Source organism: Pseudomonas sp. A214 (assembly GCF_900156295.1).
In the GTDB taxonomy this organism is placed as follows: domain Bacteria; phylum Pseudomonadota; class Gammaproteobacteria; order Pseudomonadales; family Pseudomonadaceae; genus Aquipseudomonas; species Aquipseudomonas rhizophila.
This window is the reverse complement of record NZ_LT707062.1, coordinates 1,088,440-1,101,176: the sequence shown is the minus strand read 5'-3', so window position 1 is coordinate 1,101,176 and position 12,737 is coordinate 1,088,440. Positions and strand designations below refer to the sequence as shown.

The window sequence follows — 12,737 nt, the reverse complement described above, 5'->3', positions numbered from 1 at the left end:
GAGGATGTACCTCAACGTAACTGCACCCAGCAGCACAGCTTTGAGGGATTCCCGACATGAAGAAATTTCGCAGTAACTGGTTCCGTGTCGCCGTTGAGGGCGCTACCTCGGACAAGCGCACCATCAAACGCAGCTGGCTGGAACAGGCTGCCAAAAACTTCAATCCGACCACCTACGGCGCTCGGATCTGGCTGGAGCATTTCCGCAGCCTGCTGCCTGATGGCCCATTCAAGGCCTACGGCGACGTGACGGCAGTCAAGGCCGAGGAAGTGGAGATCAACGGCCAGACCAAGCTGGCGCTCTTTGCTCAGATCGAGCCGACCGCCGATCTCATCGCCCTGAACAAGGCGAAGCAGAAGATTTACACATCCATCGAAATCGACGACAGCTTTTCCGACACCGGCGAAGCCTACATCGTCGGTCTCGCTGTCACCGACTCCCCGGCGAGTCTCGGTACCGACGTACTCGCGTTCTCAGCTCAAAAACCCGAATCCAGCCCGTTCAAAGACCGCCACTACTCCGCGACCTCAATGTTTACCGAGGCAGTGGAAACCGAGCTCACCTTCGAAGAAATCGAAGACAAGCCCGGTCTCGGCGCCCAGCTCTTCAGCAAGGTTCAAGCGCTGCTCTCCGGCAAGCAGGCTAAGGATGACGGCGAGTTCGCCCATATCAGCCAGGCCGTCGAAGCTGTCGCCGAGCACGTCAAGGATCTGCCCGACCAGTTGGCGGCGGAGAAAAAATTCTCCGCAGACCTGAAAACCAGCGTGGACAAGCTCAGTAATGACTTCAACGAACTGATCACGCGACTGGGCGAGACCCAGGACCACAGCCAAACCAAACGCCCGCCGGCGACTGGCGGCGAAGGCGCCGTCCTGACCGCCTACTGATTCAGTCGGCCCCTACAAGCTCCACAGGAGAACACCATGCGTAACGAAACACGGATTGCCTTCAACGGCTTCACCAAACAGGTTGCAGCGATCAACGCCGTTCCGTCGGTGGCGGAGAAATTCACCGTCACCCCTTCTGTTCAGCAGAAGCTGGAAACTGCGATCCAGGAATCCAGCGCCTTTCTGAAAAAGATCAATGTGCTGGGCGTCGACGAGAAAGACGGCGAAGCCGTTGTTCTGGGCGTTGGCTCGACCATCGCAGGCCGGACTGACACCAGCCAGGCCGCACGCAACCCTCGCGGCGTCAGCTCGCTGAAGAACGACACTTACAGCTGTAAAAAAACCGACTTTGACACAGCCATTCCTTATGCGCTGCTGGATGCCTGGGCAAAATTCCCAGATTTCCAGGCTCGGCTGTCCGGTGCGATCGTCGAGCGCCAGGCGCTTGACCGCATCATGATCGGTTTCAACGGCACCAGCGCTGCGCCGACGACCGATCGGGCAACCAATCAGCTGCTGCAAGATGTGAACGTGGGCTGGTTGGAGAAATACCGCACCAAAGCTCCTGAGCGAGTGCTGAGCAGCGGCAAGGTCGCTGGCAAGGTCACCATCGGACCGACCGGCGACTACAAGACCCTGGACGGTCTGGTGTACGACGCTATCCAGCTACTGGACCCATGGCATCGCAAGCGGCCCGATCTGGTCGTCCTGGTCGATCGCAACCTGCTGCACGCGAAGTTCCTCGCCAACATCGAAGGAGCGGCCGACAACGAGAACGAGCTGGCAGCCGCGCGAATCATCGCCAACGGCACCCTGGGCGGCTTGCCGATCGAGGACGCGCCGTTCTTCATCGACGGCGGCATCATGATCACCACGCTGAAAAACCTGTCGATCTACTTCCAGATCAGCAGCCGTCGCCGCATGACCAAGGACGAGCCGGAGCGCGATCGCATCGCCGACTATCAGTCGTCGAACGAGGATTACGTGATCGAGGACTTCGGTCTCGGCGCCCTGGTCGAAAACATCGAAGAGGCCGCGTAACCATGGCCCTCTCGCTCGCCCAACGTCACCGGCTGCAAGCGCTTGCCTCGCAGGAGGCCGCCGCTGCTTCGCCCGCCGTATCCATGGCGGGCGGGACGGCCTACGAAATGCAGCTGGCCCAACTGCTCCAGGATCGCCTGCGCCTGAAACAGATCCAGTCGAACGAAGGCAAAGCCGCGCTGAAGTTGCAGCTTCTGCCGGCCTACGTGCCTTACATCGATGGGGTCCTGGCTGCGGGCAACGGCGCCCAGGATGAAGTACTCACCACCATCATGATCTGGCGCGTCGACGCCGGCGATTACACCGGCGCGCTCGATATCGCAGCGTATGTGTTGCAGCACAACCTGCTGATGCCCGATCGCTTCGAACGCACCACCGGCTGCCTGGTGGCCGAGGAAATTGCCGAAGGCGCTCTGATCTCCCAGAAAGCCAGCGGCGGGTTCGACTTGGCCATTTTGCACCGGACCATGGAGCTGACCGCTGAACAGGACATGCCGGACGAAGTCAGGGCCAAGCTGTACCTGGCCACCGGACGCGCCACCGTGGCGGGGTTGACGGTCGATAACCCTGGCCAACCCGGTCAGGTAATGGCCGGTATCGAACTGCTCAAACGCGCCATCGAGCTCAACGGCAGCTGCGGCGGCAAAAAGGATCTGGAAGGCGCTGAGCGTCTCCTGAAAAAAATTGCTCCCCCGCCAGGGAGCTGACAGAGCGTACCCCGCAACCCCGGCGGCCCGGGGCTGAACAGCAGGTTCTCTCCTTTCCTTGCTGTGACGCCCCGGCCACCGCCGACTAAGGGCTGAACCATGAGCGGATTTATTGCCACCGGCAGCACCAACGAACCCTTCGTGATCACCAACGACGGTTTCTGGCCTGACATCGATGTCGTCCACCTGCGCGAATCCATTCGCTTGGACGGCAGCATCACAGACGCACGCATTGAAGTTGTGACCGTCAACGCGCTGATCCAGGTGAACGGCGAGCTGGCCAGCGTGAAGTTGGAACATGTAGCCGACGGGTACAGCACCCTCGCGGCTGTGCCTGCACCGAAAATCAAGGGCGAAAGCAACTTCATCCACCTGTACCGCCGTTCGATCTACTGCAGCGTCGGCGCTGAGCTCGCTGAGCGTTATCGCAGCTACGACACCAGTGTCGAAGGCAACAAGAACGCCGACGAGCTGACGCCCTCAGTCGATGAATACCGCCGCGATGCCCGGTTCGCCATCCGCGATCTATTGGGCGTAGGTCATTCCACCGTGGAGCTCATCTGATGACGACCTCTGTGTATGCCGCCCAGGGCGACACCGTCGACGCCATTTGCTGGCGTGTATACGGCCGCACCGCCGGCATCACAGAGGCGGTGCTCGAGGCAAACCCAGGACTGTCGGATTTCGGCACGATCATTCCGCACGGCACCCTGGTGGCGCTGCCGGATATCGCGCCTCAAGCCCCGGAACTGCAAATGGTGAACCTATGGGATTGAGTCACCGAACCAAACAAGCGGATTTTTCATCACCTTCAACCTTGGACAGCGGAATCACGCGCATGCCTGACAAACCGGATACATGGGCCTGGTTAGCTGCCTGGCTCGAACTGAACTGGCCTGCCTTCTACGCCGGCGGGCTTGCCTGTGTGATCGCGGCTCTGCGAATCATCTACGGCGGCGGCACCTGGCGCCGGGTTTTACTTGAAGCCCCCCTGTGCGGCGCCCTCGCGCTTTCGGCAAGCCATGGGCTCTTCCTGGTAGGCATTCCCGCGACCACAGGTCCGTTCTTCGGTGGCGTGATCGGGCTGCTGGGCGTTGAGGGAACCCGCGCTTTGGCCAAGCAATTCTTCAACCGCAAGGTGGATCAGCTATGAGTGTTTTGCGCCACGGCGATCGCGGGCAAGAGGTCCGCAACCTGCAGCAGCGCCTGAACAAGCACGGCGCCGGCCTGGACACGGACGGCGACTACGGCGACGCCACCGAGGCTGCGGTCCGAAATTACCAGCGTCAGGTTGGGTTGGTAATTGACGGTATTGCGGGCAGGAAAACCGCTCTGGCACTGGCCGGGGCTGACTGTGCGAACCTGCTGCAGCACGCCCTGTTGGTGAACGCTGCCGCACGCCTGGGCGTTGAGCTCGCCGCAATCATGGCTGTCAACGAAGTCGAAAGCCTAGGCAGCGGCTTCCTGGACAACGACAAGCCAAAGATTCTGTTCGAGCGGCACATCATGTATCGGCTGCTCAGCACGCCGCGCGCACCTGGTGATGATGCCGCGGATCTGAAGGCCCACACCGACCAATTGGCTTTGGTCCAGCCCAACCTGGTCAATCCAAAACCAGGTGGTTACGCCGGCGGAACAGCAGAGCACCAGCGCTTGGCGAATGCTCGCCTGATCGACGACCTCTGCGCGTTGGAGTCGGCCAGCTGGGGCGCCTTCCAGGTGATGGGTTATCACGCCGTTCGCCTCGGATACGAAAGCGTGACGGATTTCGCCGATCGGATGGCGCGGGACGAGAACGAGCAGTTCGAAGCGTTCGTGCGGTTCATCGAAGCTGACCCGACGCTGCTCAAAGCGCTGAAAGGCAAGAAATGGGCGGCATTCGCCAAGGCCTACAACGGCCCCAACTATGCCCGCAACCTGTACGACACCAAGCTGGAGCGCGCCTATCAGCGTCACGCTGCGGGCTGCCCTATCCCGGAGGCCGCATGATTGACTACGAACAGATCCGCAAGCTCAGCCCCGCCGATGGCGATGTTTTCGTGGTGCCAGAGGACACTCCGTGCGACTTGGCTAAGGCGCTGGCCGAGGCAATCGCTGTCGCGAGCCCAGGCGTCAAGGCCGTGGTGTTCCGGGGTGATTTACGCAGGCTCCCCCTGGAGGAGATGAACGCGGCAGGCTGGTACCGCGCATGAGCACGTTGCGCCAGGCGCTCTACGGGTTCGCCTTGCTCGCCTCGATCGCGCTTCTGATCTGGGGCCAGTCTCAGCGGATCGAGGTCGCCGATGTAAAGGCCGATCTGGCCGGTCAAGCGGCCTCAACCGCCCGCGCTCGAGCGACGCGCAGCGAGGAGACGGCCGCTCAGCTCCAGGCGTCCCTGCAGGAAGAACGTGCCGCTCAGGCCAAGTTGCGCAGCGTGCAGGACCAACTGCGCCAGGGGCTTGCCGCCCGTCAACGAATGATCGAGGACTTGAAACGTGAAAATGCCGAACTTCGCCTATGGGCTGACCAGCCTTTGCCTGACGCTGCTCGCCGGATGCGCGAGCGCCCCGCCATCACCGGAGCCGCTGCTTATCGCGACTGGTTGTCCGGCCGTGGTGCCCTGCACCCTATCGGCGACTAACCCGGACAAGAACGGCGCCCTGCTAGACGACCAGGAGGCCACCGAGAGCGATTGGGCTCAATGCGCTGCGCAGGTGGATATGGTCTACCAGCATCAGCAGGCGAAGGCGGGCAAACAGTGAACAAACCAGAATCACTACGTGCCCACCTTCTCGCTTCGGTACCAGAGTTAAAGAAGAACCCCGACCGCCTGATGGTATTCATCGACAACGGCACGATGCGCAGCACTGCTGCCTTTGGGTTGTCCTTCGAATACAGCTACACACTGAACCTGATTTTTACGGATTACGCTGGCCACCCCGACGCGATCGCCATTCCGCTGTTCGCCTGGATCCTGGTAAACCAACGTGAATTGATGGAAAACGTCGAACGAAGTAAAACGGCCGTTGCGTTCGAAGCCGATGTCCTGGACAACAGCAAGGTCGATCTTTCTATAAAGCTGCCGCTCACTGAGCGTGTGATCGTCAAGCGCCAGGACGACGGCAATCTGACCGTCACTCATCCACCTGAGCCGCTGGTCGACGACAATCCATTCGCCATACCCGAACTTGAACTGCGGACTGCTGGTGGCGAGCTTATTGCGCGCTGGGAGGCGCCATGAGCAACGATCTGCAAGTTCTGGAGACATGGGCGGCCACATTGCTGGCCAAGCTGGACGAGGGCGAGCGCCGCAAGCTCCTGGGCGCCGTGGCACGAGATCTGCGCCGTAGCCAGTCCAAGCGCATCACGACCCAGCGCAATCCAGACGGCTCGGCATTCGCACCACGCAAGCCAAAGGATCTGCGCGGGAAACAGGGCCGGATCAAAAGCAAGATGTTCACGAAGCTGAAATCGGCCCGTTACATGCGTACCCAAAGCACAGCGAGCGGCCTGTCGGTCGGGTTTGTTGGGCGTGTGAGCCGCATTGCACGGGTTCACCAATACGGCCTGAAGGATCGGCCGGAGCGCGGTCAAGCGGATGTGCAATACGAAGCACGCCAGCTGCTGGGCTTTAGCGGCGACGAGCTGGATAACATCCGAAATATGTTGATCGACCACCTCACCGCCTGACCTTCCCCTGTAGACAGCCACGCTACAGCCCGCCGCCGATGCAGCTCGCACGCGCGACCTGCAACATCGGCGGCATGGACTCTCTTACTGAACTGACCCGACGCCTTGAAAACCTGATTCGAGCCGGCACCATCGCCGAGCTCGATCCGGTGAAACCACGTTGCCGAGTAAAAACCGGTGGGCTGCTGACTGGCTGGCTGCCGTTCTTCGCCCTGCGGGCCGGCGAGGACAGCGAATGGGATCCGCCAAGCGTCGACGAGCAGTGCCTGGTGCTCTCGCCTTCCGGCAATCCGGCTCATGGTTTCGTCATCTTTGGTGTGTACAGCGATCGCTTCCCGGCTCCGGACAACGCGCCAACTCGACGCCGGCGCAAGTACCGCGACGGGGCGATTGTCGACTATGACACCGCGAGCCACACGCTGACCGCCACGCTGCCCGGGGGCGGCAAAGCCAATCTCATCGCACCTGGTGGCGTACATGTCACCGGTGATGTCGTGATTGATGGCCTGGTGACCGTCACCCAGGACGTCGTCGCCGGCGCCCAGAAGATCAGCCTGGTCAATCACCGGACTTCTGGTGTTCAGGCAGGTAACGGCACCTCACAGGGACCGATCCCATGATCGGCATGAACAGCAATTCCGGCCGCAACATCATCGGGAACGATCACCTGGTGCAATCGATCGCCGACATCCTGACTACCCCCATTGGAACCCGCGTTATGCGGCGCGAATACGGCAGTCAGCTTGCAGACCTGATCGATTGGCCGCTCAACAACGCAACCCGCCTGCAGGCTTATGCGGCCACCGCCATTGCCCTGATGCGCTGGGAACCGCGGATTCGTCTGAGCCGCGTGCAGCTCACGCTGGGCGACGTAGCTGGCCAGGCAGTTCTCGACATTGAAGGCAGCCTGGTGGACACCAACGAGCCGTTGAGCCTGCGTGTTCCTCTGAGTTTGGGAGCAACAGCATGAAAACGTTCACTCCCATCGATCTGGCTCAGTTGCCGGATCCCGATGTCGTCGAGCAGATCGACTACGAGCAGATCCTCGCCGATCGCAAGGCCTACGCCATCAGTCTCTGGCCAGCCGAGCAGCAGGCCGAAGTCGCCGCGACATTGGCCGTGGAGTCGGAGCCCCTGACCAAGCTCCTGCAGGAGAACGCGTACCGCGAAATGCTGCTGCGCCAACGCGTGAACGAAGCATCCCTGGCCAATATGCTGGCGAAAGCCAAGGGCAAAGACCTGGAGCAGCTCGCCGGCAACGTCAACGTCCAACGCTTGGTCGTGACGCCGGGTAACAGCTCAGCCATCCCGCCGATCATCGCGGTGATGGAATCGGACGACTCGCTACGCGAACGGGCACAGATGGCGTGGGAGGGTCTTTCCACAGCGGGGCCCCGTAACAGTTACATCCTCCACGCGCGCAGCGCAGACGGCCGCATCGCCGATGCGACGGCTGAGAGCCCGTCGCCAGCGGTTGTCGTCGTCACCGTTCAAGGTTTGGTAGGAGATGGCAGCGTCGACCAGGAACTGCTGGACGTCGTCAGTCGATACCTCAGCGACGATGATCGCCGCCCGGTTGCCGATCGCCTGACAGTGCAATCGGCAACTGTTCTGCCATACCAGGTCGACGCGGTTCTTTATCTCGCGACAACGGGGCCAGAAGCGGAGCCCATACGCGAAGCGGCGCAAGCCCGGCTGGTTTCATTCATCAGCCAACGCCGGCGCCTTGGCGTGGAGATTTCCGAGTCAGCCATTCACGCTGCACTGCACGTCGAGGGCGTGCGCAAGGTGGACTTGCACAACTGGGTGGATATCACCCCGAATGAAGCCGAGGCCGCCTTTTGCACTGGGTATAGCGTTACCGTTGGTGCACTGACATGACGAGCCTGCTGCCACCAAACGCCAAACAGCTTGAGCGACTGGCGGCCGATGCGCTCGCCCAGCTGGAGCGCGTGCCGGTCCCGATCAGGGATCTGCTGAACCCCGATCGATGCCCGGTGCAGTTGCTGCCCTACCTCGCCTGGGCATTCTCCGTCGACCGCTGGGATAGCACCTGGTCGGAGGCCACCAAGCGCCAGGTCATCAAAGGCTCTTACTTCCTCCACTCTCGTAAAGGAACGATCGGAGCACTCAGGCGCGTAGTCGAGCCGTTGGGTTATCTAATCGAGATTATCGAGTGGTTCAAGACCGTACCCGAGGGCGTGCCGGGCACCTTCGCGCTGAAGGTTGGGGTGCTCGATACAGGTATCACCGAAGAAATGTATCAGGAGCTTGAGCGCCTGATTGACGACGCCAAGCCTGTTACCCGGCACCTGACCGGGCTGGCGATCAGCCTGGAAGCCCAAGGCGATCTGAATATCGCCGCGTCCCTCTACGAAGGCGACGAAATCGACGTTTACCCGCCCGTCATGCGTGACATTGAGATCACTGGCAGTTTTGGCGTGGTCGGCCGTGAACACACCATAGACACCCTGGACGTTTATTATGATTGATGCGAATTCGCAGTTTTTCGCGATCCTTACAAATGTGGGGATGGCCAAGCAGGCGAACGCCGACGCGCTCGGCATTCCCTGGCTGATCACACAAATGGGCGTGGGTGATGCCAACCCGAACGGGCTGGCCGATCCGCCCAATCCGGTCCCGTCAGCCAGTCAAACCAAGCTGCTCAATGAGTGGCGCCGCAAGCCGCTCAATCAACTGAAAATCGACCCGGTCAATCCGGCGGTGATCATTGCCGAGCAAATCATCCCGGCCGACGAGGGCGGTAAGTGGATCCGCGAAATCGGCCTTTACGACGCGGACGGCGATCTGGTGGCGGTGGCCAACTGCGCGCCGAGCTTCAAGCCACTACTGTCGCAAGGCTCGGGCCGCACGCAAATCGTGCGCATGAATTTCATCGTCACCAGTACCGGCAACATTCAGCTCAAGATTGACCCGGCGATTGTCCTGGCCTCACGGGCCTACGTCGACGCGGCCATTCTGGAAGTGCTGCCGGCGAACAAAACAGCCGGCGAATTCACTCGCGTCAAGGTCAATAATCGCGGCGTGGTGGTGTCGGGTGATAACCCGGACACACTGGCAAAGATGGGGATTACGGATACTTACACCAAGGTGCAAGTTGAGGCGATGATTGCTGAGGCTTCGGCCCTGCCGGTTGGCACGATGGTGGGCTTCCCGGTAAACAAAACTCCGCCCGGTTTTCTGGAGGTCGATGGTAGCGTTAAAAGCATTGCGGCCTATCCCGATTTGGCGGCTTTTCTCGGTACAGCCTTTAACAAGGGCGACGAGGGCGACGGTAACTTCCGATTGCCGGAATCGCGCGGCGAGTTCCTGCGTGGCTGGGACCATGGGCGCGGGATCGACGCCGGCCGTCTGCTCGGCAGCTATCAGGATGATGCCTTTGAGAGCCACAGACACGAGCTGAGATACAAAACCACTACAGGTAGTGCATCCATTACCCCTGCAACCGGGTCTGGCGCTATTACTGCCTCTAGTGGGTATCTCGGTAGAAACAGTATTACCCCAACTGATCATGCTTACATGACCGATGCAGTCGAACTGTCCGGCGGCACCGAAACCCGCCCACGCAACTTGGCGGTTATGTGGTGCATCAAGGCCTGGAACGCACCGATTAATCAGGGAAACATTGATATCGCGGCGCTGGCTGTATTAGCTGGTCAAGCAACCGAAATCAATCAAGGAACTGCGCGATTTGGTACGGCCTCCGAGCAAGTAGCTGGCCTTCTTGAAACCGTGATGGCCAACCCTGCTGGTGTAATGGCTTTACTGACTGCCATGTTTCCTAAGAGGTCTTTCAGTACGAACGATTTTGTCCGAATTCCTGACAAGCCTGGAGGGCTATTGATTCAATGGTTCCAGCGAGCCACAAGTTCTGCAGGGTACGTTAACGCCACGTTTCCAACGGAATTTCCTTCAGGTTGCCTGGCGATAGTTACAGGGCAATCCGGCACAGGCGCAACAACTGTGGTGCCTTTGTTCAACTTTTCCCAGGTCACCAAAAGTACGGTTCCAGTGGCAACTAGCGCTGGAGGTGCTTTTGTAAACAATTCATTCATTGGCGTCGCGATCGGCAATTGAGGTAACAAAATGGGCGTTTATTTCGATCCCGTGTCACTCGGCTTTATCCCTGAAGCGTGGCGAACTGACGGCACCTATACAGAAGAAACATGGCCAGAAAATGCCGTGCTGTTGGACGGCGAGCAGGAGGACCAGTTTTGGAAGCGGGAGCCCCCGACGGGTAAGCAGCTTGGCGCGGCGAACGGACTACCCGCATGGGTTGATCCGTCGCCGCTAACCCCGATGGAGCTTGCAGTCGCCGAGCGTCTCTGGCGGGATCGCGAAATCGAGCAGATCAAATGGCTGCGAGAGCGGCACCGTGACCAACAAGAAATCGGTGGAGAAACGGCCATCACAGCCGAGCAGTTCGGCGAGCTGCTGGTGTACATGCAGGCTCTTCGCGACTGGCCCCAGTCGGACGAGTTTCCTGACATGGAATTCCGGCCGATTGCACCGCCCTGGATCGCTGAGCAAACTCAATAACGCCCTATCTGGGCGTTTTTTATTCCTAGTCCTGTAACCCTACCCTCTACAAGCTCCGATGCTCGCCCAACCGCCGCGCGCGCGGCAGCCTGTGCACTGTCATCCCATTCATTGCGCAGGCAAAACCCATGGTCGATTATCACCACGGCGTCCGAGTTGTAGAAATCAACGAAGGCACCCGCCCCATCCGCACCGTCGCGACCGCCGTCGTCGGCATGGTCTGCACCGCCGAAGACGCGGATCCGGTGGCATTCCCCCTTAACCGCCCTGTTCTATTGACCGACGTTCTTACCGCCAGTGGTAAGGCAGGTATAAAAGGCACGCTTGCGAAAAGCCTGGACGCCATCGCTGACCAGGCCAGCCCGGTCACCGTCGTCGTTCGTGTTGAGCAAGGGCAGGACGCGGCCGAGACCACCACCAACGTGATCGGCGGCGTGACCGCCGGGGGCCAGTACACCGGGCTCAAGGCTCTGCTGGCTGCAGAAGCGCAGTTGGGCGTACGACCGCGCATTCTTGGCGTGCCGGGCCTCGACTCCCTGCCGGTGGCCTCTGAACTGGTGCTCACTGCGCAAAAGCTGCGCGGTTTCGCTTACGCCAGTGCCTGGGACTGCAACACTGTCTCGGAGGTCATTGCTTATCGGGAAAACTTCGGAGCGCGGGAGCTGATGACCATCTGGCCCGACTTCGTGAACTGGGACACCACCCTGAATGCTGATGCGCCTGCGTCGGCGATCGCACGCGCCCTGGGCCTGCGCGCCAAGCTCGACGAGCAGGTTGGCTGGCACAAGACCCTCTCCAACGTGGCCGTAAACGGAGTGACCGGACTGAGCCGGGATATTTACTGGGATCTGCAGAACCCGGCCACCGACGCCGGCCTGCTCAATGCGGCAGACGTGACCACGCTGATTCGTCGTGATGGTTTCCGCTTCTGGGGCTCGCGTACCTGCAGCGACGATCCGCTGTTTGCCTTCGAAAACTACACGCGCACCGCCCAGGTCCTGGCCGACACCATGGCCGAGGGTCAGTTCTGGGCAGTGGACAAGCCTATGCACCCGAGCCTGGTCCGCGACATCGTCGAGGGGATCAATGCCAAATTCCGCGAGCTGGTACGCCTTGGCTACCTGATCGGCGGCGAGTGCTGGTACGACGAAGCCGCCAACGACAAGGACACCCTCAAGGCCGGCAAGCTGTACCTGGATTACGACTACACGCCAGTGCCGCCACTGGAGAACCTGGGGCTTCGCCAGCGCATCACTGATCGCTACCTGGTCGACTTCGCCAGCCGCGTCAACGCCTGATATTCATTCATCCGCGCGGCGACGGCCGCGCATTTAGGAGAGCGCCGACATGGCTCTGCCCAAAAAGCTCAAGAACATGAATTTGTACAACGACGGCGTCAGCTACGTCGGCGAGTGCAAAAGCGTCACCCTGCCCAAACTCGCCCGGAAGCTCGAAGCCTTCCGGGGCGGCGGCATGGACGGCGGGGTTAAGGTCGACCTGGGCCATGGTGACGACGGCATCCAGCTCGAATGGACCCTCGGGGGCTGGGATCTGACAGCGCTGCGTCAGTACGGCGCCGTGTCGGCCAGCGGCGTGATGCTGCGTTGGGCAGGCTCCATCCAGCGCGACGACACCGGCGAGGTCTCGGCTGTCGAGGTGGTCGTGCGCGGCCGGCATGAAGAGATCGACATGGGCGACTCGGAAAGCGGCGAGGACACCGAGCACAAGTTCACGACCACCTGCAGCTACTACAAGCTGACCATCGACGGAAACGAAGAGATCGAGATCGACTTGCTGAACTTCATTTTCAAGGTCAACGGCACCGACATGCTGGCTGAACACCGCAAGGCGATCGGCCTGTAAACGAACCTCC

General features: G+C 60.6%; 20 protein-coding genes. All 20 read left to right on the top strand.

All coding sequences use genetic code 11. The features are described from left to right. The first annotated feature begins 56 nt into the window (after positions 1-56). The 20 genes from BW979_RS04950 (at position 57) to BW979_RS04855 (ending at position 12,727) form a co-directional block, all read left to right on the top strand. A complete protein-coding gene (locus BW979_RS04950) occupies positions 57-887 on the top strand; it encodes a GPO family capsid scaffolding protein (protein WP_076383327.1) in 831 nt (276 codons plus the stop codon). 36 nt (positions 888-923) lie between these two features. Continuing rightward, positions 924-1,928, top strand: coding sequence for a phage major capsid protein, P2 family (locus BW979_RS04945; protein ID WP_076383326.1), 1,005 nt, complete (start codon positions 924-926; stop codon positions 1,926-1,928). 2 nt (positions 1,929-1,930) lie between these two features. Next, on the top strand, positions 1,931-2,635 hold the full coding sequence (locus BW979_RS04940; protein WP_076383325.1) for a phage terminase small subunit: 705 nt from the start codon (positions 1,931-1,933) through the stop codon (positions 2,633-2,635). 99 nt (positions 2,636-2,734) lie between these two features. Continuing rightward, complete coding sequence (locus tag BW979_RS04935; protein WP_076383324.1) at positions 2,735-3,199, top strand: head completion/stabilization protein; 465 nt, start codon at positions 2,735-2,737, stop codon at positions 3,197-3,199. After that, the gene (locus BW979_RS04930) at positions 3,199-3,411 is read left to right on the top strand and encodes a tail protein X (RefSeq protein ID WP_076383323.1); all 213 of its coding nucleotides are present in this window, start codon (positions 3,199-3,201) and stop codon (positions 3,409-3,411) included. Before BW979_RS04935 ends, BW979_RS04930 begins: the two co-directional genes overlap by 1 nt. Before the next feature lie 62 nt (positions 3,412-3,473). Then, positions 3,474-3,788: a phage holin, lambda family gene (locus BW979_RS04925; protein WP_076383322.1), complete on the top strand. Its 315-nt coding sequence runs from the start codon at positions 3,474-3,476 to the stop codon at positions 3,786-3,788. Further along, positions 3,785-4,624 carry an N-acetylmuramidase domain-containing protein gene (locus tag BW979_RS04920; RefSeq protein WP_076383321.1) on the top strand — a complete coding sequence of 280 codons (840 nt, stop codon included), beginning with the start codon at positions 3,785-3,787 and terminating at the stop codon, positions 4,622-4,624. Before BW979_RS04925 ends, BW979_RS04920 begins: the two co-directional genes overlap by 4 nt. Beyond that, positions 4,621-4,827, top strand: a complete 207-nt coding sequence (locus BW979_RS04915) for a hypothetical protein (RefSeq protein ID WP_076383320.1) — start codon at positions 4,621-4,623, stop codon at positions 4,825-4,827. The genes BW979_RS04920 and BW979_RS04915 overlap by 4 nt, the downstream gene beginning before the upstream one ends. Further along, positions 4,824-5,255 (top strand): Rz-like lysis system protein LysB, encoded by a 432-nt coding sequence (gene lysB / locus BW979_RS04910; RefSeq protein WP_076383319.1) that lies wholly within the window; start codon positions 4,824-4,826, stop codon positions 5,253-5,255. The genes BW979_RS04915 and lysB overlap by 4 nt, the downstream gene beginning before the upstream one ends. Next, positions 5,152-5,376, top strand: coding sequence for an Rz1-like lysis system protein LysC (gene lysC / locus BW979_RS27760; protein WP_231990617.1), 225 nt, complete (start codon positions 5,152-5,154; stop codon positions 5,374-5,376). Before lysB ends, lysC begins: the two co-directional genes overlap by 104 nt. Next, positions 5,373-5,855 carry a phage tail protein gene (locus BW979_RS04905; protein WP_076383318.1) on the top strand — a complete coding sequence of 161 codons (483 nt, stop codon included), beginning with the start codon at positions 5,373-5,375 and terminating at the stop codon, positions 5,853-5,855. Before lysC ends, BW979_RS04905 begins: the two co-directional genes overlap by 4 nt. Next, entirely contained in the window at positions 5,852-6,304 is a 453-nt protein-coding gene (locus tag BW979_RS04900) for a phage virion morphogenesis protein (protein WP_076383317.1), read from the top strand. The genes BW979_RS04905 and BW979_RS04900 overlap by 4 nt, the downstream gene beginning before the upstream one ends. A gap of 74 nt (positions 6,305-6,378) precedes the next feature. After that, positions 6,379-6,924 (top strand): phage baseplate assembly protein V, encoded by a 546-nt coding sequence (locus BW979_RS04895; RefSeq protein WP_076386531.1) that lies wholly within the window; start codon positions 6,379-6,381, stop codon positions 6,922-6,924. Beyond that, complete coding sequence (locus BW979_RS04890; protein ID WP_076383316.1) at positions 6,921-7,274, top strand: GPW/gp25 family protein; 354 nt, start codon at positions 6,921-6,923, stop codon at positions 7,272-7,274. Before BW979_RS04895 ends, BW979_RS04890 begins: the two co-directional genes overlap by 4 nt. Next, positions 7,271-8,185 carry a baseplate J/gp47 family protein gene (locus BW979_RS04885; protein WP_076383315.1) on the top strand — a complete coding sequence of 305 codons (915 nt, stop codon included), beginning with the start codon at positions 7,271-7,273 and terminating at the stop codon, positions 8,183-8,185. The genes BW979_RS04890 and BW979_RS04885 overlap by 4 nt, the downstream gene beginning before the upstream one ends. Next, complete coding sequence (locus BW979_RS04880; RefSeq protein ID WP_076383314.1) at positions 8,182-8,796, top strand: phage tail protein I; 615 nt, start codon at positions 8,182-8,184, stop codon at positions 8,794-8,796. The genes BW979_RS04885 and BW979_RS04880 overlap by 4 nt, the downstream gene beginning before the upstream one ends. After that, entirely contained in the window at positions 8,789-10,402 is a 1,614-nt protein-coding gene (locus BW979_RS27260) for a phage tail protein (RefSeq protein ID WP_231990606.1), read from the top strand. Before BW979_RS04880 ends, BW979_RS27260 begins: the two co-directional genes overlap by 8 nt. Before the next feature lie 9 nt (positions 10,403-10,411). Continuing rightward, positions 10,412-10,864, top strand: a complete 453-nt coding sequence (locus BW979_RS27755) for a phage tail assembly chaperone (RefSeq protein WP_083714363.1) — start codon at positions 10,412-10,414, stop codon at positions 10,862-10,864. Between the two features lie 128 nt (positions 10,865-10,992). Further along, on the top strand, positions 10,993-12,162 hold the full coding sequence (locus BW979_RS04860; RefSeq protein WP_076383313.1) for a phage tail sheath protein: 1,170 nt from the start codon (positions 10,993-10,995) through the stop codon (positions 12,160-12,162). A gap of 49 nt (positions 12,163-12,211) precedes the next feature. Continuing rightward, a complete protein-coding gene (locus tag BW979_RS04855) occupies positions 12,212-12,727 on the top strand; it encodes a phage major tail tube protein (RefSeq protein ID WP_076383312.1) in 516 nt (171 codons plus the stop codon). The last annotated feature ends 10 nt before the right edge of the window (positions 12,728-12,737 follow it).

Bases quoted from the DNA above. Each gene is read 5' to 3' on its own strand.
- BW979_RS04950 (WP_076383327.1), top strand. From the start codon at position 57: ATGAAGAAATTTCGCAGTAACTGGTTCCGTGTCGCCGTTGAGGGCGCT.
- BW979_RS04925 (WP_076383322.1), top strand. From the start codon at position 3,474: ATGCCTGACAAACCGGATACATGGGCCTGGTTAGCTGCCTGGCTCGAA.
- BW979_RS27260 (WP_231990606.1), top strand. From the start codon at position 8,789: ATGATTGATGCGAATTCGCAGTTTTTCGCGATCCTTACAAATGTGGGG.
- BW979_RS04935 (WP_076383324.1), top strand. From the start codon at position 2,735: ATGAGCGGATTTATTGCCACCGGCAGCACCAACGAACCCTTCGTGATC.
- BW979_RS04940 (WP_076383325.1), top strand. From the start codon at position 1,931: ATGGCCCTCTCGCTCGCCCAACGTCACCGGCTGCAAGCGCTTGCCTCG.
- BW979_RS04885 (WP_076383315.1), top strand. From the start codon at position 7,271: ATGAAAACGTTCACTCCCATCGATCTGGCTCAGTTGCCGGATCCCGAT.
- BW979_RS04920 (WP_076383321.1), top strand. From the start codon at position 3,785: ATGAGTGTTTTGCGCCACGGCGATCGCGGGCAAGAGGTCCGCAACCTG.
- BW979_RS04930 (WP_076383323.1), top strand. From the start codon at position 3,199: ATGACGACCTCTGTGTATGCCGCCCAGGGCGACACCGTCGACGCCATT.
- BW979_RS27755 (WP_083714363.1), top strand. From the start codon at position 10,412: ATGGGCGTTTATTTCGATCCCGTGTCACTCGGCTTTATCCCTGAAGCG.
- BW979_RS04915 (WP_076383320.1), top strand. From the start codon at position 4,621: ATGATTGACTACGAACAGATCCGCAAGCTCAGCCCCGCCGATGGCGAT.
- BW979_RS04945 (WP_076383326.1), top strand. From the start codon at position 924: ATGCGTAACGAAACACGGATTGCCTTCAACGGCTTCACCAAACAGGTT.
- BW979_RS04895 (WP_076386531.1), top strand. From the start codon at position 6,379: ATGGACTCTCTTACTGAACTGACCCGACGCCTTGAAAACCTGATTCGA.
- BW979_RS04880 (WP_076383314.1), top strand. From the start codon at position 8,182: ATGACGAGCCTGCTGCCACCAAACGCCAAACAGCTTGAGCGACTGGCG.
- BW979_RS04900 (WP_076383317.1), top strand. From the start codon at position 5,852: ATGAGCAACGATCTGCAAGTTCTGGAGACATGGGCGGCCACATTGCTG.
- BW979_RS04855 (WP_076383312.1), top strand. From the start codon at position 12,212: ATGGCTCTGCCCAAAAAGCTCAAGAACATGAATTTGTACAACGACGGC.
- BW979_RS04890 (WP_076383316.1), top strand. From the start codon at position 6,921: ATGATCGGCATGAACAGCAATTCCGGCCGCAACATCATCGGGAACGAT.
- lysB (WP_076383319.1), top strand. From the start codon at position 4,824: ATGAGCACGTTGCGCCAGGCGCTCTACGGGTTCGCCTTGCTCGCCTCG.
- BW979_RS04860 (WP_076383313.1), top strand. From the start codon at position 10,993: ATGGTCGATTATCACCACGGCGTCCGAGTTGTAGAAATCAACGAAGGC.